23 protein-coding genes and 1 tRNA gene are annotated in these 23788 nt (G+C 36.9%); 17 read left to right on the plus strand and 7 right to left on the minus strand.

What is annotated here, in order from left to right:
• Positions 1-44: 44 nt before the first annotated feature.
• Together NZD88_RS07215 and tilS are read right to left on the minus strand one after the other, a co-directional pair.
• Entirely contained in the window at positions 45-2111 is a 2067-nt protein-coding gene (locus NZD88_RS07215; RefSeq protein WP_259828449.1) for a protein-disulfide reductase DsbD family protein, read from the minus strand.
• Complete coding sequence (gene tilS / locus NZD88_RS07220) at positions 2108-3427, minus strand: tRNA lysidine(34) synthetase TilS (protein ID WP_279324409.1); 1320 nt, start codon at positions 3425-3427, stop codon at positions 2108-2110. Before tilS ends, NZD88_RS07215 begins: the two co-directional genes overlap by 4 nt.
• 90 nt (positions 3428-3517) lie before the next feature.
• On the opposite strand from tilS, the gene NZD88_RS07225 reads away from it, so the two are divergent.
• The 6 genes from NZD88_RS07225 to NZD88_RS07250 all read left to right on the plus strand — a co-directional run bounded on the left by NZD88_RS07225 (position 3518) and on the right by NZD88_RS07250 (position 8244).
• Positions 3518-4351 carry an OmpA family protein gene (locus NZD88_RS07225; protein ID WP_259828450.1) on the plus strand — a complete coding sequence of 278 codons (834 nt, stop codon included), beginning with the start codon at positions 3518-3520 and terminating at the stop codon, positions 4349-4351.
• Positions 4352-4750: 399 nt separating this feature from the next.
• Positions 4751-5398, plus strand: coding sequence for an O-methyltransferase (locus NZD88_RS07230; protein WP_259828451.1), 648 nt, complete (start codon positions 4751-4753; stop codon positions 5396-5398).
• A 65-nt stretch (positions 5399-5463) separates the two neighbouring features.
• Positions 5464-6180, plus strand: a complete 717-nt coding sequence (locus tag NZD88_RS07235; RefSeq protein WP_259828452.1) for a C40 family peptidase — start codon at positions 5464-5466, stop codon at positions 6178-6180.
• Between the two features lie 17 nt (positions 6181-6197).
• The gene (locus NZD88_RS07240; RefSeq protein ID WP_259828453.1) at positions 6198-6665 is read left to right on the plus strand and encodes a DUF1648 domain-containing protein; all 468 of its coding nucleotides are present in this window, start codon (positions 6198-6200) and stop codon (positions 6663-6665) included.
• Positions 6662-7006, plus strand: a complete 345-nt coding sequence (locus NZD88_RS07245; protein ID WP_259828454.1) for a cupin domain-containing protein — start codon at positions 6662-6664, stop codon at positions 7004-7006. The genes NZD88_RS07240 and NZD88_RS07245 overlap by 4 nt, the downstream gene beginning before the upstream one ends.
• A 5-nt stretch (positions 7007-7011) precedes the next feature.
• Positions 7012-8244, plus strand: a complete 1233-nt coding sequence (locus NZD88_RS07250; RefSeq protein ID WP_259828455.1) for a 3-deoxy-D-manno-octulosonic acid transferase — start codon at positions 7012-7014, stop codon at positions 8242-8244.
• Here NZD88_RS07250 and NZD88_RS07255 read toward each other — a convergent pair.
• From NZD88_RS07255 to NZD88_RS07265, 3 genes are read right to left on the minus strand one after another with little or no spacing between them, the layout of a single operon-like run.
• Positions 8236-8862, minus strand: a complete 627-nt coding sequence (locus NZD88_RS07255; protein WP_259828456.1) for a deoxyuridine 5'-triphosphate nucleotidohydrolase — start codon at positions 8860-8862, stop codon at positions 8236-8238. The genes NZD88_RS07250 and NZD88_RS07255 overlap by 9 nt on opposite strands.
• Complete coding sequence (locus NZD88_RS07260; protein WP_259828457.1) at positions 8862-9617, minus strand: glycosyltransferase family 2 protein; 756 nt, start codon at positions 9615-9617, stop codon at positions 8862-8864. The genes NZD88_RS07255 and NZD88_RS07260 overlap by 1 nt, the downstream gene beginning before the upstream one ends.
• 22 nt (positions 9618-9639) lie before the next feature.
• Positions 9640-10617, minus strand: coding sequence for an acyltransferase family protein (locus tag NZD88_RS07265; RefSeq protein WP_259828458.1), 978 nt, complete (start codon positions 10615-10617; stop codon positions 9640-9642).
• Positions 10618-10815: 198 nt separating this feature from the next.
• Between NZD88_RS07265 and NZD88_RS07270 the strand changes: the two genes are divergently transcribed.
• The 11 genes from NZD88_RS07270 (at position 10816) to NZD88_RS07320 (ending at position 21395) form a co-directional block, all read left to right on the plus strand.
• Positions 10816-11289: a lipocalin-like domain-containing protein gene (locus tag NZD88_RS07270; protein ID WP_259828459.1), complete on the plus strand. Its 474-nt coding sequence runs from the start codon at positions 10816-10818 to the stop codon at positions 11287-11289.
• Between the two features lie 192 nt (positions 11290-11481).
• Positions 11482-14295 carry a leucine--tRNA ligase gene (gene leuS, locus NZD88_RS07275; protein WP_259828460.1) on the plus strand — a complete coding sequence of 938 codons (2814 nt, stop codon included), beginning with the start codon at positions 11482-11484 and terminating at the stop codon, positions 14293-14295.
• A gap of 240 nt (positions 14296-14535) precedes the next feature.
• On the plus strand, positions 14536-15399 hold the full coding sequence (locus NZD88_RS07280; protein WP_259828461.1) for a MotA/TolQ/ExbB proton channel family protein: 864 nt from the start codon (positions 14536-14538) through the stop codon (positions 15397-15399).
• Positions 15400-15466: 67 nt separating this feature from the next.
• Positions 15467-16069 carry an ExbD/TolR family protein gene (locus NZD88_RS07285; protein ID WP_034701908.1) on the plus strand — a complete coding sequence of 201 codons (603 nt, stop codon included), beginning with the start codon at positions 15467-15469 and terminating at the stop codon, positions 16067-16069.
• Positions 16070-16084: 15 nt separating this feature from the next.
• Positions 16085-16657: an ExbD/TolR family protein gene (locus NZD88_RS07290; RefSeq protein ID WP_259828462.1), complete on the plus strand. Its 573-nt coding sequence runs from the start codon at positions 16085-16087 to the stop codon at positions 16655-16657.
• Between the two features lie 23 nt (positions 16658-16680).
• Positions 16681-17520 carry an energy transducer TonB gene (locus NZD88_RS07295; RefSeq protein ID WP_259828463.1) on the plus strand — a complete coding sequence of 280 codons (840 nt, stop codon included), beginning with the start codon at positions 16681-16683 and terminating at the stop codon, positions 17518-17520.
• 76 nt (positions 17521-17596) lie between these two features.
• Positions 17597-17794: a DUF308 domain-containing protein gene (locus NZD88_RS07300; protein ID WP_259828464.1), complete on the plus strand. Its 198-nt coding sequence runs from the start codon at positions 17597-17599 to the stop codon at positions 17792-17794.
• Positions 17784-18656 carry a PstS family phosphate ABC transporter substrate-binding protein gene (locus NZD88_RS07305; RefSeq protein WP_259828465.1) on the plus strand — a complete coding sequence of 291 codons (873 nt, stop codon included), beginning with the start codon at positions 17784-17786 and terminating at the stop codon, positions 18654-18656. Before NZD88_RS07300 ends, NZD88_RS07305 begins: the two co-directional genes overlap by 11 nt.
• Before the next feature lie 91 nt (positions 18657-18747).
• Entirely contained in the window at positions 18748-20397 is a 1650-nt protein-coding gene (locus tag NZD88_RS07310) for a tetratricopeptide repeat protein (RefSeq protein WP_259828466.1), read from the plus strand.
• Positions 20398-20564: 167 nt separating this feature from the next.
• Positions 20565-21284 carry a bacillithiol biosynthesis deacetylase BshB1 gene (gene bshB1, locus NZD88_RS07315; protein ID WP_259828467.1) on the plus strand — a complete coding sequence of 240 codons (720 nt, stop codon included), beginning with the start codon at positions 20565-20567 and terminating at the stop codon, positions 21282-21284.
• Positions 21285-21319: 35 nt separating this feature from the next.
• Positions 21320-21395 (plus strand) — tRNA-His (locus tag NZD88_RS07320).
• 207 nt (positions 21396-21602) lie between these two features.
• Here the strand turns inward: NZD88_RS07320 and NZD88_RS07325 are convergent.
• Both NZD88_RS07325 and NZD88_RS07330 read right to left on the minus strand, forming a co-directional pair.
• On the minus strand, positions 21603-21938 hold the full coding sequence (locus NZD88_RS07325; protein ID WP_034701927.1) for a DUF3276 family protein: 336 nt from the start codon (positions 21936-21938) through the stop codon (positions 21603-21605).
• Between the two features lie 99 nt (positions 21939-22037).
• Entirely contained in the window at positions 22038-23699 is a 1662-nt protein-coding gene (locus NZD88_RS07330) for an ABC transporter ATP-binding protein (RefSeq protein ID WP_259828468.1), read from the minus strand.
• Between the last annotated feature and the right edge of the window lie 89 nt (positions 23700-23788).

The raw sequence follows: 23788 nt of genomic DNA on the forward strand, positions 1-23788 counted from the left end.
ACCAAAATAAATTGATAAGGCTGATATGATGTTTGGATTAAATTTTACTTCGTTGTTTTGTAATAATTAACACCGCATTCCAAGAATTTTTTGAAATCTTCTTTCGGCATATATCCTGATACCGGAGTGTTGATCACTTTTCCGTCTGGTGTTATCAGAACGTAGTGCGGCTGGGAATTGTTATTGAAATTCACCTGCTGGAACAAACTCCATCGGTCCCCGATTGTTTTTACTTTTTTGATCTGACCATCTCCAAGGTCGATTTTAGTTTTTTGATCTTCAGGAAGCTCTTCCTTATCATCTACATATAAAGAGGCCAGTACCACATCATTTTGCAGGATAGGCAGAATATCCGGTTCGCTCCAGACGAATTCCTCCATTTTACGACAGTTTTCACAGCCGTAGCCTGTAAAGTCAATCAAAATAGGCTTGTTCTCTTTTTTGGCGAGTTCTATAGCTTTAAAGAAATCATGTTCAGGGTGCATTCCCAGAATTCCGTCTTTTTCATTATGCAGATAGCTAACATTCAGTGGAGGTAAAATTCCGCTTAATAACTGGAGTTTTGGACGCTCAGCAGGAATTAATCCCTGAATCAGATAAATCACAAAACCAATTCCCAATGCTCCCAATATCTTTCTTGTGATAGAAATTTTCGGTTTTTTATCATCATGCGGAAATCTTATAATTCCGAATAAATATAAAGCCAGTCCTAATGCAATAATGATCCAGATCGCAATAAAAAGCTCTCTTTTTAATAAGAAAGTTTTAGAAACCAGATCAGCTTTAGATAAGAATTTCAAAGCTAAAGCCAGTTCTACGAATCCAAGAACCACTTTCACCGTATTCATCCAGCCTCCGGATTTTGGAAGACTCTTTAATGCCTGCGGGAATAAGGCAAGCAATCCGAAAACGATAGCCCACGCCAATCCAAATCCTGCCAACGCAAAGGTAAGCAGCATCGGAACGTTAGATGATCCTGTCACTGCGCTTCCTAACAAACCTCCCAGAATAGGGCCTGTACATGAGAAAGAGACAATAACCAGCGTTAGCGCCATGAAGAAAATACCAACAAGTCCACCTGCTTCTTCTGCTTTTGAAGATTTATTGGCAATAGCGCTAGGCAGCGTGATATCATAATATCCGAAGAAACTTCCTGCAAAGAATATAAATATGATAAAGAAGGCGATATTCAGCCAGACGCTTGTAGAAATTTCATTGAAAACATTTCCGGCAATCCCGTCAATCAAATGGAACGGAACGCTTAAAAGAACAAAGATCAAAAGGATGAAAAATCCATAGATCAGTGCATCTCTTTTACCCTTTGCCTTATTGCTGTTTCCTTTGGTAAAGAATGAAACTGTAAGGGGGATCATAGGGAAAACACAAGGGGTTAGTAAGGCGATTAGACCACCTGCAAATCCTAGGAATAAATAAGTCCAGTAGTTTTCACCAACTTTTTCAACGGCGGTTCCACAATCCGTTAAAGGTTTCTGGAAATCAATGGTGGCTATTTTTAGTTGCTTGGGATCAAGTTGTGAAGTTTGGGTAACCGTCACGGCTCCTTTTTCAGGGCTTGTGGCAACAGTTTCTATCGTTTTTACTGAATCTTTTGTAGCTTCAGCTTTTTCCTCTGTAGTTTCTTCAGCAACCCCTTTTGGCGTTACTTTTTGATTGAATTCTAAAGTATTTGGAGCCAGACATACTCTGTCATCACATGTCTGATACGTAATTTCAGAAGTTACTTCAGCCGGTTTTGTGGGGTCTTTTAATTTGAATTTCTGTTTGAAACCGGCTGCGTTGGAATAAAAGACAATCGTTCCGCCAAAAGCTTCCGAGAATTCTTCATGCTTCTTACCGACTTCCGTAAATTTTCCTACCAGTTCAATATTTTTTCCCGAAACTTTGTATTCAGTAGGGATTCCTGTGTCTTCAGGCAGATCTTTGGAGTATATGTGCCAGCCGCTTTCCATGGTAGCATTTAAAACAGCTTCATACTGATTGTTCCCTAAATCATTGATTGTGAACTTGAATTTTACAGGATTTTTAATCTGTGCATTCATTCCTGCCGCTAAAAATAGCAGCACTACTAAAAACCAGTTTCTAAATTTCATTTTTTCTTTTCATTAAAAATTTTGAGAATACTTTTCGTTTTCTCATCCTTTGTATATCGTCTGTCCTGTCTGAAAGGGATAACTCCAAGTACGGAATTATGGCCATCACACAGGATCCAAATTTTTGGCCTCGCTAAAATAGATAATTTTTCGTCCCTAAAAAATTTAGAAACTTTCTTTTTACCCGGAAAAACTACCGGGAAAAACTCGTCGCCGTCCTGCTGTTTTCTTAAACGCAGTGGAAATTGAAGTTTTGTAGCATCAAACTCCCATTCAAAGTTGTTATTGATTCCATCAATATGGTCAATTGTGTTTTCAAGGCTGATACTGATTGTATTTTCAGAAAAATCAAAACCTTCGATCAGGAGGAGTTCGTCTTTTGTTTCCTGCTTCTTGTCTTTATCTACGAGAATTAATTCATTCCGGTTGATCATTAACTGGTACTCTTTTGAGAAAAAAGAACTTCCGTTTTCTGCTGTAAAGATTTTTGGAATTTCTTCCTCACAGTCGAACCCGTATTTCTTTAAGATCTCAAACTGGACGAAAGCACTTTCCTGAGCCAGCTTTTCTTTTGATAAGATTTTATGCTCCGGGTTAAATACCGTAAGTTTATTTTCAATCTCTTCGATCTGTTTGTGGACAAAATCTTTGGTTTGGTTCAGATAATAAGAACTTTTTTTGAAGTTCTCCAGAAAGTGGTCATTCGTTTCTAAAAGCTTTGGAACTATTTCATTTCTGATCTTATTCCTCAGATAATCATTTTTTTTATTGGAAAGGTCTTCCCGGAAATCAATCTTGTTTTTTTCAGCATACTCATAAATTTCCTTTTTTGAAAAGTTTAGGAGTGGGCGGATTGTATTGCTGGTCCCCGCAGGAATTCCACTAAGCCCGTTGATTCCTGAAGCTTTGGAAAGATTGATGATGAAAGTTTCCAGCTGGTCATTCAGGTGATGGGCAGTAACGAGGAATTTCAGGTTTTCCTGTTCCTGAATTTCTCTGAAAAAACGATAACGGAGCTCCCTGGCCCAAAGCTGAATAGAATTTTCCGGTTTTCTGTCTTTCTCCGAAACCTCATACAGGTGAAATTGAATATGATTTTTCTCACAAAAATCCTGAACCGTTTTTTGATCCAGATCTGAATCTGTTCCACGGAGCTTATAGTTGATGTGGGCAACCTCATAGGTAAGTCTTAAACCCTGAAAAAGAGAGGCTAAAACCATAGAGTCAGCACCTCCGCTCACCGCCAGAAGATAGCTGTGATTTTCCGGATTCTGCACAAGATTTTCAAGCTGATTTTTAAAACTAAATTTTTCCAAGATGTCTGTTGAGAATTTCTTTTATGCAAAGATAATCCATAAAATTCAATTCAATTTTCCTAACTTTGATTCGTCTAAAAATGATTACATATGAAGATTATTAAAATTTTAGGAGTTTCTGTAATGGCGTTGGGAATGACCTCTTGTGTCAGCAAAAAGCAATATGACGCTTTAAGCTCAAACTATAAGCAGTGTATTGAAAATATTGGAGAAAGACAAAGAGAGATCCAGGATTTAAAATCTCAGAATTCTGTATTGTCAGGAGAGAATAATCTTTTAAAAAGTCAGCATGATGCTTTGAAATCATCTTTGGATGCCTGTCTTTCAAATACGGGTAAAAGTTCAGCAAATATTGATAAACTGGTAGGAGAAATCAATGCTTCAAATTCATATATCAAACAGCTGATCTCAAACAATGCTAAAAATGACAGTCTGAACATGGCTTTATCCAACAAGCTTAAGAGATCTTTGGATAACGTAACGGATGATGATGTACAGGTGAAAGTATTGAAGGGAGTGGTAATGATCTCACTTTCAGATAAAATGCTATATAAAACAGGAGATTACAATATACTGCCTGCTGCTCAGGAAGTATTAGGAAAAGTAGCTAAAGTAATCAATGATTATGATAAATATTCTGTACTGATCGAAGGAAATACAGATAATGCGCCTTTAAGTTCTCCTAATCTGCCAAGAGACAACTGGGATCTTTCTGCATTGAGAGGGACTTCTATTGCTAAGGTTCTTCAGACACAGTTTGGGGTAGATCCGGCAAGAATTACGGCAGGAGGACGTTCAGAATACAATCCTAAAGCAACGAATATGAGTGTTTCGGGAAGAGCGGAAAACAGAAGAACAGAAATTATCATTATGCCTAAGCTTGATGAGTTCATGAAACTGATGGATATTACTCCTAAGAAATAATGGAAACATACCGATAAAAATAAATCCCGAAGCGATTCGGGATTTATTTTTTTAATCAAATTAATTCTTCTTTTTTCAATAATGAAATAACTCGTTGAAAAAATGAGTTGGATATTTCGGTCTTAGTTTTCTTAGACGAAGAATCCGCCTTGCCTATTGGCCCTGCGGTCTTCTGATTCTCTCTGTTAATTAGTTTTCCCCCTACATTCATTGTCTTTCTTTTCTTAGTGTTTTTACCCCTTGTTCTCTGCAAATGTATAACTATGTTCGATGCAAACATATCCGTATTTTCCCGGTATTTTAAATGGGGTTTTTACGGGAGAACTTGTGAAAAGTGCCTGGCAGTAATAATTTTTCTTTATATTTAAGTACTTTTGAACCCTATAAAAGAATTGCAGTATGAGCTTTTTTGAAGAAAAAAATCCTGAAATGGACAGGTACCTGGAAACACATGCTTCCTCAGAACCTGAAATTCTGAAAAAACTGAGAAGAGAAACATATCAGAAAACCACACAGCCGCACATGATATCAGGATATCAGCAAGGGAGGCTTCTAACGATTGTTTCGCAAATGTTACAGCCTAAAAATGTGCTGGAAATAGGAACTTTTACAGGCTATGCGACGCTTTGCCTGACCTCGGGGCTGGCTAAAGACGGAAAAATCACCACACTGGACGTTAATGAAGATCTGGCTTATCTGCCAAAAAAATATTTTGAAGAAAGTGAATATGCCGGACAGATTGATTTTAAACTTCAGGATGCCAAAGAATTTTTAAGAGAAACAGATCAGATTTTTGATCTTGTGTTTATAGATGCCGACAAAGAAAACTATGCAGAATATTTCAGGCTGATTAAGCCAAGAACACAATCCGGTTCTGTCGTTCTGTTTGATAATGTCTTATGGTACGGGAAAGTGCTTGAGGAAAATCCGAAACAGAAATCTACCCAAGTCATCAAAGAACTGAATGATTTGATCGCAAAAGACGACGATTTTGAAAATCTTATTTTACCTTTGCGTGATGGAGTGAATTTTCTGAGAAGGAAATAAAACATAAGACATCAATCTCAAGTAAATCTGATATCTGTTGTCTGAAATCTATCATCTATAAAATTATGAATAAAGGAATTTGTAACGTTACAGTAGCACCAGTCCGTGCAGAGAATTCTGACAAGGCGGAAATTGTTACGGAAATGTTGTTTGGCGAAAGTGCAGATATTTTGGAAGTGAATAAAAACTGGACCAAAATAAAAATGCATTATGATGAATATGAAGGGTGGATAGATACCAAACAATTAAGATTTGTAACAGAGGAGGATCTGACTAAAAGAAAAGTTACCGTGGTGACTGAAGATTTCTCTTCAGTGTTGATGAAAGATGGCAAAACGCTTCTTTCAATCGGGTCTGAAGTAGAGTTTCCGGTAGTGGCCTCAAGAAGGAGCCATGATCTCCGTGAAAGTATTGCTTTAGCTGCCAAAGAATTCCTTAATGTACCTTACCTGTGGGGTGGCAAAAGCTTTTTTGCCGTGGACTGCTCAGGTTTTACACAGCTGGTCTACAAAATCCATGATATTAAATTGCCGAGAGACACCTATCAGCAGGCAGAAATTGGTGTACCTTTAACTTTTGTTGAAGAAAGCCAGCCCGGAGATTTAGCGTTCTTCGAGAATCCTGAAGGAAAAATTATTCACGTAGGAATCATGCTGGATAACCAAAGAATTATTCATGCTTCAGGAAAAGTGAGGATAGATATTCTTGATTCAACCGGGATCTTTAACAAAGAAATGAATAAGCATACCCATAAACTGAGAGTGATCAAAAACTTACTCTAGCCTAAAATACAGTCGGAATGGAGAATGTTATTTTTACAATTTTTGATATTTTTAATTTCGGATTGTTGATTTTTTTCTGGTGGTTTACCCTAAAGCATTACAGAACCCTTCCTAAGAGAATTCCTGTCCATTTCGATTTTGATGGAAAAGCAGACAACTTTGGAAGCAAAAGATATTCTTTTTTGACCCCGCTTCTGGGAACAGTTTTATATGGTTTCTTTGTATATGCATTAAGACATCCTGAAACGGCTAATTTTCCCGTAGAAATCACAGGTCAAAACAAAGATGCTCAGTTTCTGATTATGGAAACATTTTTAAGATGGCTGTTTGTATTGGTAATACTTATTTTTATGAATGGCCAGGATTATATGTTCAGGTATTCCTTTGATGAAAATGTAAAGCCTAAAGTTCCATTATCTACGGCTATTTTATCCGTGATCGGAAGCTTGATAACCGTTTTTATTTTTGTAGCTATATTCAAATGATTCAATCTAAAGATAATTCAAAGCATTATATCTGGGGAAACGGTTGTGACAGCTGGATTCTGAATGATTCCGGCAATCTTTCTATCAAACAGGAGAAAATGCCCCCCGGAACCGCTGAAAAACTGCATTTCCATAACACGGCAGAGCAGGTTTTTTACATTTTAAAAGGAGAAGCTGTATTGGATATTAATGATGAACGGTTTTTAGTAAAGGCAGGAGAAAGTATTTCCGTTCAGCCTGGATCAAAACATTTTATTTCCAATGAATCTCAGGATGAGGTTGAATTTCTTGTCATCTCCAGCCCGTCTACCCATAATGATCGAATTGAAATTGAAAAATAATTAAGATGTCCTTCCTATACAACATATTTATCAGCCTTCTCATTTTCGGAATGAAAGTCTTTTCCTTGTTTAATGATAAAACTAAAAAAGGAGTTGAAGGAAGAAGACAGTCTTTAGATAAGATAAAAGCCGCATTTTTGCCATCTGATAAGGTGATTTGGATGCATGCGGCCAGTCTGGGCGAATATGAGCAGGGACTTCCTGTTTTGGAAAAACTGAAAGAGAAATATCCGGATCATAAAATCCTGGTGACCTTCTTTTCTCCATCAGGCTATGAAAATGTTGTTAAAAAGAAACATATTGCTGATGTGATCTGTTATCTTCCCTTTGATAAAAAAAGTACCGTAAAAGAATTTATTTCCCAGTTTAATACCGAATTATTTTTTACTGTTAAATACGATTATTGGTATCATCTTCTGGCTGAGCTTAAAAATCGTGGTGCTAAAATTTATGTGATCTCAGCTTTGTTTTATGAAAGACAAGCCTTCTTTACCTCTTATGGAAAATGGTTTGTAAAGCAGCTCAGGAAAAATGTTGACTGGTTTTTTCACCAGACAGAATTTTCTTTTGCACTGGCTAAAAGTGTTGGGCTGAGTAATTCTTCAGTAACAGGAGATACAAGATTTGACAGAGTAAAACAACTGAGATCCCGGGATAATCATGTTGAATGTATTTCAGAGTTTATAGGCGATCATCAAACGATAGTATTTGGAAGTTCATGGCAGGCAGAGGAAAAAATGGCAGCAGTCATTTCGCAGAAGAATAGAGACGTGAAAATAATTATGGCTCCCCATGATCTGAAAAGGGTGGCTCATCTAAAACAGACTTTTCCTGATGCTCTCTTATACAGTGAAATTAAAAATATTCAGTCTTCAAATTTCAGTGAACAACTTTTAATCATCGACAGTATCGGTTTGCTGTCAAAACTATATTCCTATGCAGATGTAGCTGTTGTAGGCGGAGGTTTTCATGATGCAGGATTACACAATATTTTGGAGGCGGCAACATTCGGTATGCCAGTGATCTTTGGAAATCATTACAGAAAAAATCCTGAGGCAGATGACCTGATTGCTGCTAATGGAGGAAAATCTTTTACCGAAGAATCTGCAGCAGCAGATTTTGTGCTGTTTCTCCTTAATAATGAAGAAGAATTAAAGGGAATGTCTGAAAATGCCGAAAACTTTGTTGCTGAAAAACCGAATGCTACCCATCTGATTCTTCAGAAAATTTTATCTTAAAAATCCCTGACTTTTAGTGTCTTTCATGATCTGATCTATATTATCCGGAATATTTTCAGATTCAAACCAGTTGAAGTCCAGACCATTGTTGATACAGAGTTTCTGCAGGTAATGATTTTCAGAGATTTTGGTTTGGGTTTCTCTCAGAAGCTCATCAATCTCCATCCAGTAATCTTCATCCAGTTTTTTCGTTAATACCAGTGCTTTGAATACTTTATTAATGATATAGATATAGAGTTTGTAAACATTGTCAAATCGCTGTCTGCTGAAGTCGCTGTTGGAATCTAAAATTCTGTTCACGAGCAAAAGGTTCAGCGAAACTTCCCCAAATCTATCCGTTGTTATTTTGATATGTTCCGTTATTTCTGCGCTCAGTTTTCGGATAATGGTCAGAAAATATTTGGCGTTTCCAACATATTTTGAGGCCAAAAGAACCTGTTCTGCAACATTTTCTTCCATTGCATTTCTTTTATCATCAGTTGTTTCCTGATCGATAAGTTCGAAATACAGTTTTTTAGATAAAAGCTTATCCTTTTTCAGAAGTCTGAAAATAAGACGGTCTTTTTCTACATTGGAAAAAGCACTCAATGCTGCTTTGAACTCTTTTGAGTACTCCATTAATTGAAAATTTTAGAATATTTTAAAAATCCGTTGAGAGCCCAATTGGCTGTATAATAAAGAGATTTTACAGTAGAGAATCCCATAAAGTCTTTGTATACCAGATATTGGTCTTTGATGATGTTCTTTTTCTTTCGTGAAACGCTGTTCTCACGCATCCTGTATTTGGCCAATGTTTTATTGATAGGCATTCCTTCCGGAATTACTTTTAAAAGATTCAGCCACATAACGTGGTCTTCGCGTTTGCTTTTTACCGGGAATAAAAACTTTCCGACTCTTTTGGTATCGTACATCGTAGAGACCGGAGCCAGTCTGCAGGTCTTCAGAAGGTTGGAAAAGGTCACGACTTTGTCTGCTAAGAAATCCTTTAAAACAGGCTGCAATTGCTCATTACACCTCGAATAATTACAGTAGACGAGTTCTGCATTGTTTTCCTGCATATAGTCTGTCATGGTTTCCAGATATTCAGGATACCAGAAATCATCAGAATCAAGAAAGGCTATATAGCGTCCCGTAGCTCTTTCCAGACTATTGTTTCTGGCATTTCCAGCGCCGCCGTTTTTTGCAAGGACCTGCAGTTTTATCCTTGGGTCATTGTATTTTCTTATAATATCTACCGTATGGTCTTTAGAAAGATCATCAGTGATCAGCCATTCCCAGTTTTCATAGGTTTGGTTGAGAACGGACTGTATCGTTTCTTCGATGAATTCAGCAGAATTGTAGCAGGGAGTGATGATGGAGACCAGGTCTTTCATTTGTGTATTTACTTGGGTAAAATTATAAAAATTTTTTCTCATAAAGATGCCACGATGCAATTCCTACTCCAATGACTACCAGCATGCATACAAAACTCATGAAAAAAGGATTGTAATTGGCAAATAGTCCAAGTGTAGCAAATACCCTGATAATAGGGAAGTGGAAGATATAAATACCATATGTGAAATCTCCATATTTTCCGAAATTATTCAGGAATTTCAGCGAATAGGCAATATACAGTACAATAATACTGATCATAATGGGCGAGAATAATTTGATGTGCAGAATCAAGTCTATCCAAACGGTAATGATCGCTATAAGGAAAAGGATATTTTTGTATTTGATGAATTTGTCAAAATGAAAATAAATCAGCATTCCTCCAATGAAATAACATAGCGAGCCGGGTAACTGCCTTGCAATAGGTGACTTTCCAGTCATTTCAAAATAATTAAGAAACACTAGAGAAAGCAAATACAGTACGATTAGGCTGATGTTCCTGTACTTATTGTTTTTCCCGAATAATAAAAAAATAAGGGGAACAGCGAAATAAAAGCACATTTCAATCTTAAGCGTCCATAAAGCACCGTTGACAGCTTGATTCCCAAATACTCCGGGAAGGGAAGGGGCGATGAAGTTCATGAATATAGAATTCCAGAAGAAATATTTATAAACCTGCACATTTCCGAAATAATCAGAAAAAGGCAAAGTACTTACCAGACTCAGAAGTACAGTACAGAGAAAAACAACCAGTAAATAAGCGGGAACAATTCTGTTGATTCTTTTCTTTATGTAGCTTTTCAGGCTGGAAGACCTTTCATAACTCCTTGCAATAAGGAATCCACTGACAATAAAAAACGAAAAAACGGCAACTTCCACCGGGCTGTTTGTTAAGAATTCAAGCTGGCTCGCGTCACTTAAAGCTCCCAGGTGTCCCACAAAGACAATGAAGGCTAGGAGAAGACGGATGAAGTCAAAATTATTTTTCGTTATATCCTGCATTTTTATTTTCTTTCTGCAAAAATAGTTTTTTTAATAAAATAGCGAGCGAACCTTGGATTCAATATTTGTTAAATATCGGCTATTATGAGGATTAATGTTCTAAAGTTTTCAGAAATATCGATTATCGAAATAATTTTTCACAAAAAATGATGTTATAAATCAAAAAAATTATAATTTTAGCCCTTGAAAATTTTATATATGAAGAAATTAGCATTACTATTTGCAGGTTTATCCTTATTTTTAGCTACAGGATGTAATGATGATGACGATAAAACGATGGAATATCCTCTTGTAGGGGTTTGGCAGCCGCTGAAAGAAGTGGTGACCACCGTGGAAGTGGGTGAAGAACCTGTTTCCGATCTTATTACCTATACCGATTGTGAAAAAGAATCCAGATGGAGATTCAATACTGAAGCAAGCGGGAAAAAAACTAAGAATGGAGAGATTGGTACCACACCGCAGTGTACAATCGTATCAGATGTGAACTTTACCTACACTTATGACAGAAGTGCAAAAACGATAGTGCTAAAATATCAGGGAACTGTAGAACCGGCCAATGGTAAAATCATTACCCTTAACGATACGACCTTGAACCTATCTATTAGAGAAGAGACTCAGGATCCGACGGTATATAAAACAAGAACATATACCATGAAAAGAATTCCTCAATAAAAGACATTTCATACCTTATCATAGATCTCATCTCCGGATGAGATTTTTTTTGTTACAAGGTATTTCTGAATTAATTAAAATTAAAATTTCCATTTCTTTTAAAATCATTATTTTTGTGAATCTTGATTTGGAATTAATGATAAGAATTAACTCTAATATCTAAAGTCTAACATCTAACATCTATTATAAAAAGTGTTTTACGATCATCAGCAGATAGAAAAAAAGTGGCAGAAGTACTGGGAAGAAAACCAGACCTACAAAACCTCCAATAACACGGACAAACCTAAATTTTATGTTCTTGATATGTTTCCGTATCCATCCGGAGCAGGGCTTCACGTGGGGCACCCGCTGGGATATATTGCATCAGATATTTATGCGAGATATAAAAGGCATCAGGGTTTTAATGTCCTCCATCCTGTAGGTTATGACAGCTTCGGGCTTCCTGCTGAGCAGTATGCGATCCAGACAGGACAGCATCCGGCGATCACTACTGAGGAAAATATCAACAGATATGAAGAACAGCTGAAAAAAATCGGTTTTTCATTCGACTGGAGCAGGGAAGTGAGAACTTCAGATGCATCATATTATAAATGGACCCAGTGGATCTTTATCGAGCTGTATCATTCATGGTATAATAAAGATACAGATAAGGCAGAATCTATCAACACCCTGATTCAGCATTTTGAAGAAAAAGGGACAGAAGGACTAAATGCCAATCAAAACGACGAATTAAATTTCACGGCAGAAGAATGGAAAGATTCTTCAGACCTTGACAAAGAAGATATCCTGTTAAATTACCGTCTGGCTTTCAGAGCAGAGACTACCGTAAACTGGTGTCCGGCTTTGGGAACCGTATTGGCGAATGATGAGGTAAAAGACGGAAAATCTGAAAGAGGAGGATTCCCTGTATTCCAAAAGAAAATGATGCAGTGGAGTATGAGAATATCTGCCTACTCTGAAAGATTGTTGCAGGGACTCAATACATTAGACTGGCCACAGCCTCTTAAAGATGCTCAGGAATACTGGATCGGAAAATCTCAGGGAGCACAGGTTCAGTTTCAGGTGGAAGGTCATGATGAGACCGTTGAGGTATTTACAACAAGACCTGACACTATTTTTGGAGCAACATTTATGGTATTGGCTCCTGAGAATCCTTTGGTAGATACTATTACTACAGAAGCTCAGAAAGCAGAAGTAGATTCTTATATTGAAGAAACTTCCAAAAAAACAGAAAGAGACAGGATGGCTGACGTAAAAAACGTGAGCGGTGCTTTTACCGGAAGTTATGCAATCAATCCTTTCAGTGGCGGGAAAATGCCGATTTATATTTCAGATTATGTATTGATGGGGTATGGAACAGGTGCTGTAATGGCAGTTCCTGCGCATGACGAACGTGACCATAGATTTGCTAAGAAATTTAACCTTGATATTAAAAAGGTAGTGGATACCGATGAAGATGTTCAGGAAAAATCTTTCGACTCTAAAGACTCAGTTTGTGTGAACTCTGATTTTTTAAATGGATTACATTATAATGATGCCAAGTCAAAAATAATTTCTGAAATCGAAAACAAAGGAATTGGCCACGGAACTACGAACTACAGACAGCGTGATGCTATTTTCTCAAGACAGCGTTATTGGGGAGAGCCGGTTCCTATTTATTATAAAGAAGGAATGCCTTATACGCTTCCGGTTTCGGCTTTACCGCTGGAACTTCCTGAAGTTGAAAAATACCTTCCTACCGAAGATGGTGATCCGCCATTAGGGAATGCAAAAGAGTTTGCATGGGATGAGGCGAATCAGAAAGTTGTTTCTACAGATCTTATTGATGACACAACCATATTCCCGTTAGAATTATCTACGATGCCGGGTTGGGCAGGAAGCTCATGGTATTTCCTGAGATATATGGATCCTTCCAATGATGAGGTTTTTGCGGATAAAAAATTAAGTGATTATTGGGGACAGGTAGATTTATACATCGGAGGAAGTGAGCACGCGACAGGTCATTTATTATATTCACGTTTCTGGAACATGTTCTTAAAAGACAGAGGGTATATTAATCAAGATGAACCTTTCCAGAAACTGATCAATCAGGGGATGATTTTGGGGATGAGTGCATTTGTATACAGAATCGATGGTACCAATCAATATGTTTCTAAAAACCTGTCTGGTGATCATCAGACACAGAAGATCCATGTTGACGTATCCTTATTAAAAGGAACCTCTGATGAATTGGATACGGAAGCTTTCAAAGCCTGGAGACCTGATTATGCGAACGCGGAATTTATTTTGGAGGACGGAAAATACATCACAGACCGTGAAGTAGAGAAAATGTCCAAGTCTAAATACAACGTTGTAAATCCTGATGATATCTGTGAAGAATACGGAGCAGACGGATTAAGACTATATGAAATGTTCTTAGGTCCATTGGAACAGTCCAAGCCTTGGAATACACAAGGATTAAGTGGAGTCTATGGTTTCCTTAAAAAATTCTGGAACCTGTATTTCAACGGAGATACTTTTGAAGTTTCTGATGAAGAACCTACAAAAGCAGAATACAAAGTTTTGCATACCCTAATAAAGAAGGTGGTTTATGACATTGAGAACTTCTCATTCAATACCTCTGTGTCTTCATTTATGATCGCTGTGAATGAGCTTCAAAAAATAAAATGCAACAAACGCAATATTTTAGAACCATTAGCCGTTATCATCTCTCCGTATGCACCCCATATCTGTGAAGAGCTTTGGAGCCTACTGGGAAATAAGGAATCTGTTGAATTTGAAAAATTTCCTATATTAAATGAAGATTACCTGGTAGAGGATGAAATCGAGTATCCGGTAAGTGTAAACGGTAAAATGAAGTTCAAAATTTCACTTTCTGCTCAATTATCAGCGAAGGAGGTAGAGGATTTGGTGATTTCAGATGAAAAGGTGCAGCCTATTTTGGAAGGTAAAACACCTAAAAAAATCATCGTCGTGCATCACCGTATTGTGAATATCGTAATTTAAAAGAAACTTAACATTGGCAAATTAAAAAAAATGGAGGTCTTATTTTTTTAAATTTCTAACACAAATGTTAAAATTGGGAAAAATAAATAAAATAATTAAAAAAAATTACTATATCGAAATCGTATTAAAATTTCTTTATCATAAAAATGCAAAATGTTTATTTAAGACTCTTGCATTTTAATTAATTTTGCCTTTAATTTACACCCTGTAAAATTTTAAAACAATATAATTTAGTTAAATATGGAAATGAATGTTTCAAAAAATGATGAGCAAGTAGTTGCTAGAAAAGCAGGAGGTTTAAACCCGGCTGTTATTATTCCTATTTTATTCGTTATAGGAGTTTGTATTTATTTATTTGTTCTTGGGAGCCCAGGAAACTTTAAAGACGCAGAAAAACTAGGTAGTGGTTCTGTAGCTTTCTCTAGTGTTGATGGAAAAGACATTCACCCGGAATCGTTTTTAGGGATTATCTACAAAGGAGGGGTTATCGTACCAATCTTGATTACTTTCATGATTACTGTAATCGTTTTCTCTTTTGAAAGACATTTCGTACTAGGTAAGGCTGCAGGAAAAGGAAACTTAGACAACTTCGTAGTACAGGTAAGAAGCTTACTAAACCAAAACAAGGTTGATGAAGCTTTAGAAGAGTGTGACAGACAACAAGGATCTGTAGGTAACGTAGTGAAAGAAGGTCTTACTACTTACAAAGCACTTTCTCACGATACTACATTAAATAAAGAGCAAAAAATGGTAGCTCTTAACAAAGCTATCGAAGAGGCTACAACTCTTGAGATGCCAATGCTTGAAAAGAACATGATGATTCTTTCTACTTTAGGTACTGTAGCTACATTGATCGCACTTTTAGGAACAGTAATCGGGATGATCAAAGCATTCTTTGCATTAGGTTCAGGTGGTGGTACTCCAGATGCTGCTGCACTTTCTACAGGTATTTCTGAAGCATTGATCAACACTGCATTAGGTATTGGTACTTCTGCTATTGCAATTATCCTTTACAACTACTTTACATCTAGAATTGATGGACTGACTTACAAGATCGATGAGATCGCAATGAGCATCCAGCAGTCTTTCGCTGAATTCAACTAAGAATTTTAGCAAGATATTTGCATTAGCAATAAAAGAAGTGAAGTTTAATTAAAAAATAATTCAAAACATGGCGAGAGTCAAACCAAAAAGACATGGAGTAGTGACGGATATGACGGCAATGTGTGACGTTGCCTTCCTACTACTTACGTTCTTTATATTGACCACTCAGTTTAAAAAACCTGACGTGGAGCAGATTAAACCGCCATCTTCAATATCAGAGAAGTTACTTCCTGATGCGAGTTTGATGACCATCAACGCTACTCCGGATGGGAAATTTTATTTCCAACCAGTAGAGAATGCATCAGAGAGATTACAGCTTTTAGAAAAAATGGGTCAAAAGTATAATATGACTTTTACCAACCAGGAAAAAGCTGCATTTCAAAAAGTACAAGCAATTGGGGTTCCTATGAACCAACTGAAAGGCTATCTCGATTTGTCAGATGAGGAGCAGAAAAGTTTTAAGAGTCCTACCGGGATTCCTATGGATAGTACAAATAAGCAGTTAGTAGAATGGGTAAAACAAAGTTTAAGCGTAAATCCTGATTACAAATTAGCGATCAAAGGAGACGTTACAACGGAGTACCCTAAAGTTAAAAGCCTGTTTGAAGGTTTAAGAGATATTGATTTTCTTAAATTCTGGTTGATTACATCACAAGAAGGTAAACCATAATAATATCATTTAGAAATGGCAGAAGTACAAGTACAGGAAAAAGGCGGCAAAGGCGGCAAGGTACGTTCCAAGAAGCAGAATACCAGAGTAGATATGACTCCAATGGTGGACTTGGGTTTTCTATTGATTACCTTCTTTATGTTCACAACCACATTTAGCAAACCGAATGTAATGGATTTGGGACTTCCGGCAAAACCTAAAGAGGATCAGCCGAAACCACCTCCAACAGAAATTAAACTTTCTAACTCAATTTCTTTATTATTGGGTAAAGACAATAAGATTTTTTGGCATCAGCAAGATCCTACATCTTTAACTGATCAGAATCTTAATGAGACTACTTTCGATAGAGAAGGGATTAGAAAAATAATTGAGAAAGCAAAAGCAGGCGCAGCAGATAAAACAAAATTTACTGTTATTATCAAGCCGACTGACGATGCTGTATATAAGAACTTTGTAGATATTCTTGACGAAATGGCCATTACCAAAAGTGAGCAGTACGGGGTAACCGATGTGAAGCCTTGGGAAAAAGCTATTTATGATAAGAGAGTTGGGAATAATGGAGCTGCGGCTACACCAGCTACAAAGTAATTTAACCATAAAACTGTAAATCTATGGCAGATGAAAATGTATACAATCAGAATCTTACTTTAGATGAGATTGTATTTGAAAATAGAAACAAGGAATATGGTGCCTATGATCTTAGACATCAGTATCCAAGACTTTTGACAAAATCTTTTGTTCTTGGAACAGCATTATTCCTCGTTGCGGCTTTGTCTCCTTTTATTTATCTTACCATTAAGAGACTTACTGAACCACCTAAGCAAGAAGTGAAGGCAGATTTAGTAAACATTATTGAAGAAGATCCAATCATTGAGCAGCCAAAAGAAGAAGAACCACCTCCACCACCTCCTCCAAAAGAAGAGGAAAAAATTGAGGTTATTCAGAACGTAGTTCCTGAGCCTGTTAAAGCTCCGAAGATTGAAACACCACCGCCACCAATTTCTAAGCAGTTAGAAACGACGACTGGTTTGAATAATCAGGAGGGGGTTAAAGCTCCGGCTTATACACCACCGCCACCACCACCGTCTACTGGTAACAAAGCCAGTACAGCGGAAGTAAAAACAAATAACCCTAATGAGATCTACAAAGATGTAGACCAGTCTGCAGAATATCCTGGAGGTATGGCTTCATTGAGAAAGTTCCTAGGGGAAAATTTTGATACTTCTCTAATGGAAGGAGGTGAAGGTACACTTAAGGCGAAACTGAAGTTCGTTGTAGAAAGAGACGGAACTGTTTCCGGAGTTACCATTGAAGAGAAATCTCCAAATGGCGACTTCAACAGTGAAGCAATTCGTGTAGTTAAGAAACTTAAAAAATGGACTCCTGCGAAAAGAAACGGGGAGAGCGTTAGATCTTACTATAGCGTACCGTTTACGATGAACTTTGAATAAGACTTATTTATTCAAATTATAAATAAAAAGAGAAGCATATGCTTCTCTTTTTTATTTTTTTTGGTATTTTTGTTATATGATGTTCAATTGGTTATCCTTAGTTACCGGATTATTTTATATCGTATTGGGAATTGTAGTTATTATCTACAAATTTTTCTTCACGATTTTGGAGCCTGCCATTGCTTATGCAATGGGTGCAGTGCTTATTCTTTATGGAGTATTTAGAATCTATAGAGCAGTTACAAGAATTAAAGATTCAGGAAATGAAGAATAGTTTAAAAATTGCGTTGCTTTCTGTGATGAGCATCGCCGCCGTAGGTTGTAAAAAAGAAGATAAATCTCCATCCTATCATAAAGGAGACCTTACCATAATTACCGACGAATCTTTCAAAAGCGTTACCGAAGCATTGGCAGATGGATATATGATTAATTATCCCGAAACCCATATCAAAATCGAAACCAAGAAAGAAGATTTAGGCTTTCTTGATTTACTGAATGACAAGGCAAGAATAACGGTCATGTCCAGAGATCTTACCCCTGAAGAGAAAAAAGCTTATGAAGAACAGGTCGACCTGAAATTTCTTCCAGCTAAATTCGCTGCAGATGCGGTTGTATTTGTTGTTCCTAAAGATTCTCCGAAACAGAGTATTTCAATGGATGAAATAAAGAACGGACTTGAATCGGATGCCAAGAATTTTATTTTTGACGGTACCAATTCAAGTAACCTGAATTTCGTTGCACAAAAGCTGAAGAAACTGCCTAAAGACCTGAAATTTTCCATTATTCCGGGAAACCAGAATATTATTGAAGAATTGAGTAAGCATACTGATAAAATCGGAGTGATTGGCTTGAACACGTTCAGCCGTCCTTATGATAAAACTTCTGAGAAGCTTAGACAAATGGTTAAAGTACTTCCAGTAGAAAGTAATGGAAAGCTTTATACTGTTGATAATGTCAATCTTCGTGAAATGACTTATCCTTTTACCCGTGTTCTTTATTTTTTAACCAACGAAGGAAACTTTAATATTGCTAACGGATTTATTAGATATTCATGTACACAACTAGGTCAGATGATCGTACAGAAAGAAGGTTTGCAACCCTATAATATCTACAAAAGAGAGGTTCAAATGCGTTAAAAAATATTAAAATAGTATTTTACTTATTGCAAAAACATTATTTTGGTCTAAAAATTGTGGAGCATATAATTCTAATAAAGAAAAATATAAAATGAAAGATATAATGATTATGAATGTAAAGAAAATTGCTTTTGGAGCAGCCGTGGTATTTTTTGCCGGTTTAGCCTCTGCACAGACGTTGCAGGATGGTATCAACAGTATAGACAGTGATAAATATGCGCAAGCTAAAATCAATTTTACCGAAATGGTTGCCAAGGCTCCTACAGCAGAAAATTACTTCTATTTAGGAAATACTTACCTGAAGCAAGGCGAGCCTGATTATGCTAAAGCCATAGAAAGTTTTAACAAAGGTTTAGCTGTTGATAATAAAAGCTATCTTAACAAAATTGGTTTGGCTACTGTAAAACTAGGTAAAGGCGATAAAAGCGCAATTGCTGAAATTCAGAAAATTGTAACAGATTCCAGAGAAAAAGATGCTGAAGTATTATTCAGAGCAGCGGAAGCTTTAACTTTATTTGAGAAAAACAATGCTCCTGATGCAGCCATTCAGTACCTTACAAAAGCTGTTGAAAAAGCTGAGAAAAAAGGAGTTCCTGCTCATTACTATTATACCCTTGGGGATGCGTACAGAATTAAAAGAGCACCGGGTGAGGCAATGTCTGCTTATGACAAAGCATTACCTTTAGCTAAAAATAAAGCATCTGTTTATACAAGAATGGCTACTTTATGGATGGCTGCACAGCAATGGCAGCAAGCTAAACAGAGCCTGGACAAAGCAATTGGCGTAGATGCAACTTATGCACCTGCCTATAAAGCTTTGGCTTCTTATGATATCAGATACCAGGAGAATGCAAAAGCAACACAAGACCTTATCAACTATACAAAATATGCTGATGAGGATCCATACACGCAGTTAGAAATTTCTAAATTATACTTCACAAATGAAGACTATGCGAACTCTAAAATTGTATTAGACAAGATCTTTGATAAGATTGATGATCCTATCAAATTTAAATTAAGAGCTTATCAGTCTTATGCTGATGGAAATTATGCTGATGCAAAACAAAACATGGATACTTTTGTTTCTCAGGCTGAGAAAACAAGATTACAGCCAGCGGATCAGGGTCTTCAGGGACTTATTGCTGCCGGATTAGCAAAAACTGAAACGGATGCCGCTAAAAAAGCAGCTTTAAATACAGAAGCTCAGCAGAAGATTGCTATCGCTAAAGCTGCGAAAGATGAAACCATGAAGTGGGATATAGAACTTGCTAATATCGCCGGTGGAGGTGCTTCTCAGGCTGAAGCAGAGAAAGGACCTACTAGTCCTGAAATTGAAGCATTGAAAAAGAAAGTGGCTGCTAATAAAGAGGATTCAGATTCCCTATTTAAGTTGGCTACAGCTTACCAGGATATTAAAAACTGGAACGGAGCTGTTCTTACATGGCAGAAAATGAGCGCTCTTCTTCCAGATTGGGCACCAGCTTATTACAGTCAGGGGTATTCTTACCAGCAAGCTGGAAATAACGATGCTGCAAAATTAGCATACGAGAAATTCATTACTACAGTAAAACCTGCAGATAAAGAAGCTAACAAGCAGATTTTATCTTATGCGTACTTTGCAGTAGCTTATATGAGTAAAGATTCTGATGCTGCAAAAGCTAAGGATTATGTAGCTAAATCTTTACAGCTTGATCCTACCTATAAGGATGCTATAAAATTAAATGCAGAAATCAATAAGTAATTTAAATTTTAAATTATAGATATTAAAACTTCCCATTCTCCATGTTTGGGAAGTTTTTATTTTAAATCTTATCTTTGAACATATGAAACGCTCGGGGTTAAAAATTCGAAAATTCGAAAAAAAATATTGGGCGTTCCATGTGACAAATTAAAAAATAAAAAGAACAGATGAAAACAGATATACTTGCTTTTGGGGCGCATCCTGATGATGTAGAGCTGGGATGTGGCGGAACGATCGCTAAAATGATTTCGGAAGGTAAAACATGTGTCATTGTGGACCTGACAAAAGGAGAGTTGGGAACAAGAGGAACGGATGAAACAAGAAAAGTAGAAGCAGGTGAAGCTGCAAAGATCCTTGGTGTTTCTGCAAGAGAAAATTTAGGCATGAAAGACGGCTTTTTGGTGAATTCAGAAGAATATCAGATGGAGATTGTAAAAATGATCCGTAAATACCGTCCTGAAATCGTCTTAGCCAATGCCATTGATGACAGACATCCGGATCATGCAAAAGGCGCGAAATTAGTGTCGGATGCGTGCTTCTTAGCCGGGCTGAGAAAAATTGAAACTGTAATAGATGGCGGGAATCAGGAAGTCTGGAGACCAAAGCAGATTTTTCATTATATCCAATGGAAAGATATCAAACCTGAGTTTGTGATTGACATATCCGAACATCTTGATAAGAAAATTGAAGCATGCATGGCCTTCAAAACACAGTTCTACGACCCAACATCCAGTGAACCTGTTACCCCGATTGCAACAAAGGACTTTTTTGAAAGCCTAACCTATCGTGCTCAGGATTTAGGAAGATTATCCGGAGTTACTTATGCTGAGGGATTTACGTCTGAGAAGCTCATTGCGATGAAAAATTTTGACGGAATTATTTGGTAATTAAAAAATCTTCCCTATATTTGCACTCACAAAACGGTGATTGTAGCTCAGTTGGTTAGAGCGTCGGATTGTGGTTCCGAAGGTCGGGGGTTCGAGACCCCTCATTCACCCAAGAAAAGTACACTTTTTAAAGTGTACTTTTTTATTTTATACTATTTTGGGCACCAATTTTAGTCTTTAAAAATTACAAAATGCTTCTTATTTATTTTAAGATTTTTGTAGTGTATTTAAGCTTAACGTTATTTATCGGGGAAATTTACGGTTGGACATAAAAAAAAGCACCTTTTTCAGATGCTTGTGTTTTTAGATATTCTTTTTTTATACTTCGTCGTCAGAATCAATAGTGAATGATTTGCTTTTGAAGTCCTTGTCGTGTTTTTCTGATATTACATCCTCACCCTTTTCATTAATGATGAAATCTGTGGATTCATTGAACATCTCCTGAAAACTCTTAAAATCCTCTTTGTAAAGATAAATTTTGTGCTTCTCGAATGTAGCTTCCCCATTCTCCCCGAAGTTCTTTTTACTTTCGGTAATCGTAAGATAATAATCTCCTGCTTTCGTCTCGCGCACATCAAAGAAATAAGTTCTTCTCCCCGCTTTTAACACCTTCGTGAAAATTTCATTTTCATGGCGTTCCTTGTATTCACTCATTGTTAGATATTTTTTAATCTTGTTAAGAACAAATATAAAAGAATTCTTTTAATCACAAAATTTTTTTTATGATTTATTTAACAATTGAGAACGAAACGGCTAAGCAGTTAAAGAATTGGCAATTTCAGTAAGGTTGATGATTTTATCAGCTCTCTGAGCGCTAGACTCTCTGTGTGTGATAATTATGGACGTGGCGTTGTTGATTTTACGGTCGATATTTTCAAGAATATTCTGCTCGGTTTCCGTGTCTAAAGCCGACAGGGAATCATCAAAAATAATGATATTTGGGTCCTTTATTAAAGCCCTTGCGATACATATCCTTTGCTTCTGTCCTCCCGAAAGCATGACCCCGCGTTCACCCACAAGTGTTTTATACCGCTCTTTAAATTCAACAATATTTTTATCAACGTCTGCAATCTTGGCATATTCTACCACTTTTTCGTGGGAAGGATGATCTATGGCAAAACCAATGTTGTTTTCAATGGAGTCAGAGAACAAATAACTTTCCTGAGGAATGTAGCCAATGAAATTTCTGTAATTCGTCAGATTATGCTCCTTCAGGTTCTTACCATCAATTAAAATCTCTCCCTCAGTAGGATCAATCAGTCTGCAGAGTAAAAGAGCGATTGTAGATTTTCCGCTTCCTGTTTTACCCATAATGGCCAGGGATTCTCCTGCCTTGATTTTAAAGCTCAGGTTTTCTAATGCTTTGATTCCGGTATTCGGATAGACGTAAGACACATTTCTGAATTCAATATCCCCTTTAATAGGATAGTTGTCAAAGTTGGTATTAGTCACCTCTGATTTTTTATCCAGAAATTCATTAATTCTCTGCATTGAAGCCTCAGCTCTTTGATTGACCGAAGTTACCCATCCCACCATTGAAAACGGCCAGATCAGGATATTGATATACATAAAGAAATCAGCAATTTTACCAACACTCAATTCCCCGGCAATATATTTCTGTCCGCCCACAAAAATGACTGCAACATTCAGGAGTCCGATGACAAATAGAATAATGGTAAAGAAATACGCTTCTGTTTTTGCTAAATCTAAAGCTTTGTTCTGATAATCAGTGACTTTTATTCCGTAGTTCTTCTTGATATAGTTTTCCTTAGCAAAAAACTTCACTACCCGGATTCCCGAAAAGCTGTCCTGTACAAAAGTGGAGATGGCAGACTGGCTTTTCTGCATGATCTTCGATTTCTTATTGATGATAGAACTCACCTTAAATATAATGTATGATAAAATAGGAAGCGGCAACAAAGTCCACAAGGTCATAGACGCATCCGTTTTTATCATATAGATACTGGTGATCAAAAGAAGGATCACTAAATTCACCACATACATAACACCTGGCCCCAGATACATTCTTACTGCCACAACATCCTCACTCAACCTGTTCATCAGGTCACCAATCGTGGTCTGTTTGTAATCCGTCAGAGATAATTCCTGGTAATGTCTGTAAATTTTGTTTTTCAGTTCATATTCAATCCTCCTTGATGCGACAATGATCGTCTGACGCATCATAAACGTGAAAAATCCCGTTAAAAGTGAACAGCCTACAATGATGGCAACATACACCAAAACCTGCTGATTGAAGCCCAGGTTTCCGCCTTTTGTAAGTTCGTCTACAGACTTTCCTACAAACTGCACCTTATATATATTGAAGAAATTACTGGCAATGATGAATAATAACCCCCAAAACAATAATATTTTGTGCTTCCAAAAGTAAGGGTTTAAGGTTTTTAGCGCTTTCATAAAGTTTTACAAATTTACGAAAATGTAGGCAGACTACGAATTTCATCAATTTTAATTTTTGTATCTTTGCACCCATAAAAAGCTCTTTG

Origin of the sequence: Chryseobacterium pyrolae, from assembly GCF_025153485.1 — a bacterium.
Taxonomy (GTDB): Bacteria; Bacteroidota; Bacteroidia; order Flavobacteriales; family Weeksellaceae; genus Chryseobacterium; species Chryseobacterium antibioticum.

Excerpts from the sequence above, each read along its gene's own strand:
- NZD88_RS07215 (WP_259828449.1), bottom strand. The coding sequence starts at position 2,111 with ATGAAATTTAGAAACTGGTTTTTAGTAGTGCTGCTATTTTTAGCGGCA.
- NZD88_RS07225 (WP_259828450.1), top strand. The coding sequence starts at position 3,518 with ATGAAGATTATTAAAATTTTAGGAGTTTCTGTAATGGCGTTGGGAATG.
- NZD88_RS07230 (WP_259828451.1), top strand. The coding sequence starts at position 4,751 with ATGAGCTTTTTTGAAGAAAAAAATCCTGAAATGGACAGGTACCTGGAA.
- NZD88_RS07235 (WP_259828452.1), top strand. The coding sequence starts at position 5,464 with ATGAATAAAGGAATTTGTAACGTTACAGTAGCACCAGTCCGTGCAGAG.
- NZD88_RS07240 (WP_259828453.1), top strand. The coding sequence starts at position 6,198 with ATGGAGAATGTTATTTTTACAATTTTTGATATTTTTAATTTCGGATTG.
- NZD88_RS07245 (WP_259828454.1), top strand. The coding sequence starts at position 6,662 with ATGATTCAATCTAAAGATAATTCAAAGCATTATATCTGGGGAAACGGT.
- NZD88_RS07250 (WP_259828455.1), top strand. The coding sequence starts at position 7,012 with ATGTCCTTCCTATACAACATATTTATCAGCCTTCTCATTTTCGGAATG.
- NZD88_RS07255 (WP_259828456.1), bottom strand. The coding sequence starts at position 8,862 with ATGGAGTACTCAAAAGAGTTCAAAGCAGCATTGAGTGCTTTTTCCAAT.
- NZD88_RS07260 (WP_259828457.1), bottom strand. The coding sequence starts at position 9,617 with ATGAAAGACCTGGTCTCCATCATCACTCCCTGCTACAATTCTGCTGAA.
- NZD88_RS07265 (WP_259828458.1), bottom strand. The coding sequence starts at position 10,617 with ATGCAGGATATAACGAAAAATAATTTTGACTTCATCCGTCTTCTCCTA.
- NZD88_RS07270 (WP_259828459.1), top strand. The coding sequence starts at position 10,816 with ATGAAGAAATTAGCATTACTATTTGCAGGTTTATCCTTATTTTTAGCT.
- NZD88_RS07280 (WP_259828461.1), top strand. The coding sequence starts at position 14,536 with ATGGAAATGAATGTTTCAAAAAATGATGAGCAAGTAGTTGCTAGAAAA.
- NZD88_RS07285 (WP_034701908.1), top strand. The coding sequence starts at position 15,467 with ATGGCGAGAGTCAAACCAAAAAGACATGGAGTAGTGACGGATATGACG.
- NZD88_RS07290 (WP_259828462.1), top strand. The coding sequence starts at position 16,085 with ATGGCAGAAGTACAAGTACAGGAAAAAGGCGGCAAAGGCGGCAAGGTA.
- NZD88_RS07295 (WP_259828463.1), top strand. The coding sequence starts at position 16,681 with ATGGCAGATGAAAATGTATACAATCAGAATCTTACTTTAGATGAGATT.
- NZD88_RS07300 (WP_259828464.1), top strand. The coding sequence starts at position 17,597 with ATGATGTTCAATTGGTTATCCTTAGTTACCGGATTATTTTATATCGTA.
- NZD88_RS07305 (WP_259828465.1), top strand. The coding sequence starts at position 17,784 with ATGAAGAATAGTTTAAAAATTGCGTTGCTTTCTGTGATGAGCATCGCC.
- NZD88_RS07310 (WP_259828466.1), top strand. The coding sequence starts at position 18,748 with ATGAAAGATATAATGATTATGAATGTAAAGAAAATTGCTTTTGGAGCA.
- bshB1 (WP_259828467.1), top strand. The coding sequence starts at position 20,565 with ATGAAAACAGATATACTTGCTTTTGGGGCGCATCCTGATGATGTAGAG.
- NZD88_RS07325 (WP_034701927.1), bottom strand. The coding sequence starts at position 21,938 with ATGAGTGAATACAAGGAACGCCATGAAAATGAAATTTTCACGAAGGTG.
- NZD88_RS07330 (WP_259828468.1), bottom strand. The coding sequence starts at position 23,699 with ATGAAAGCGCTAAAAACCTTAAACCCTTACTTTTGGAAGCACAAAATA.